A 1,862-nucleotide genomic window follows, 5' to 3' on the forward strand; every position below is an offset into this window, starting at 1 on the left:
TCCAGCTGGCTTTGCGCCTGTTCGCGCGCCAGTTGCTTGCCCCCAGCGCCGTTCTGCGCTTCGGTGCTCAGCAGCAGGCCATGGCCGGCGCGGATGGCGCCGTGGCTGTCGGTTCTGAGTTCGAAGCCGTCGCCGCGCGCTTCGGCCTTGCCGTTGCTGCGCGGGTGGGTCAGGAAGCCCTGGTTGAGCTGGGTCTTGCCGGGTTCGGAGCTGAGTTTGGCTCTGACTTCGCCGGGGGTGTCGTCGAACAAGAGTTCGTTGTACTGGCCGCCCTGGTGTTCCTTGGACTTGATGCCGGACAGCGTCTTGTTGGCCGGCAAGGCGCCCGCGCCGCTGAAGTCCGGCGTCGGGTGGCTGCCGTTGTAGAGCACGCCGGTGATCACCGGGCGGTCGATATCGCCCTCGATGAAGTCGACCAGCACTTCCTGGCCGATGCGCGGGATGAATTGGTGGCCCCAGCCGGCGCCGGCGCTGGGCATGACCACGCGCAACCAGCAGGAGGATTTGTCGTCCATGCCCGCGCCTATGCTCGGGTGCTCGTCCATCCGTTGCCAGTGGAATTGCACCTTGATGCGGCCGTGCTGATCGGTATGCACCTCTTCACCTTGGGGGCCGACCACGGTGGCAGTCTGCACGCCGCGGGACTTGGGCTTGGCCAGTTCGGTGTGGGCATAGGCCGGGGTCAGCGGCACGCCGCGGCGTTGGGCGTCGAAGTCGGCGCGGAAGGGTTGGGCTTCCTTGCCGTCTTGGAAGGCTTTCAGATCCGCCGGCAGGTTGTTGCGCGCGCTTAAGCTTTGACGGGTGACGACGAATTCGCGCTGTTCGCTGCTGTCGCCGTCGTGGGCCGGATGCTCGTCCAGGCGGAACCACTGGCCGGCGGCCAGGCCGCGCACGGAGCCGCCGCCGCTGAATTGCTTGGCCTTGAGGTCATGCGCCTGCTGACGCAGCTGGGCGTAGTGGCTGAGCTGGTCGGCGTCGCCGGCGTAGTACAGCGATTGCGGGTCGTAGTCGTGCAAAGAAGACTGCAGCGCCTTGCCGTTCTGGCCCTGGTCGATGCGGCTGTCGTCGCCGCTGTGCTGAGTGCTGACGGGTTGGTAGTCGAAGCTGGCCAGCGCCACCGCGCCGGGGACGATCTGGCGTTGGGCGTTCCACTCGGTCAGGCCGTCTTCGGCCTCGGTGGCGTCGCTGCGGTGGAAGCGTACCCGCTCAACACCGGCCGGCGGCAGGCTATAGGGGTCGTCGAAGGCGACCAACTGCACTTGTGGTGTGTCGCCATCGAGGTGATCGAAACGCCAGGCATAGCCCTCTTCGTGCAGCAGCCGCACGATGAAGTCGTAATCGCTCTCGCGGTATTGCAGGCAATAGCTGCGCGGCGTCGCCGCGCCGGTCTTGAAGTCCAGCGTCTGGACGCGGGCGAACACCGGGTTGGCCTGCTGATGCTCGGCCAGGATCTGTTTGACGATGTCCGGCACCGTCAGGTCCTGGAACACCCGCGAGCTGACGCGATGCCGCAACAGCGCGAACGGCGGCTCTATGGTCAGCTGGTAGCGGCTGAAGCCGCCGTCCGAGCCCAGGCTTTCCACTTTGGACACCACGCCGCAACGCAGGCTCTCCGCGCCGGCGGCGTCCAGGATACCAATGCGGGCTGGCAAGCCGAGCAGGGTCTTGAGTTCGATCGCGCCGTCCGGAGACAGACAGGTGAGCTGGTAGGCGTAAGGCCGGGACACGCCTTCTTCGCCGGCCAAACTCAGCGGCAGCAATTGCTCGGCCGCCACGCTGCCGTCGCCCAGGCTGAGGGTGAGCAGGCGCTGGTCCTGGTTGAAGGCGGAGGCGAAGCTGGCGAGCAGGGTGCTGAGGTCCAT

The 1,862-nt window shown here is 66.7% G+C and carries 1 protein-coding gene; it reads right to left on the bottom strand.

Annotated features, from left to right (window positions below; genetic code table 11):
• Positions 1–1,862: type VI secretion system Vgr family protein (locus VK98_RS22530; protein WP_048416163.1), on the bottom strand; the 1,862-nt coding region annotated here is incomplete at both ends.

Source organism: Chromobacterium sp. LK11, from assembly GCF_001043705.1.
Taxonomy (GTDB): Bacteria; Pseudomonadota; Gammaproteobacteria; order Burkholderiales; family Chromobacteriaceae; genus Chromobacterium; species Chromobacterium alkanivorans.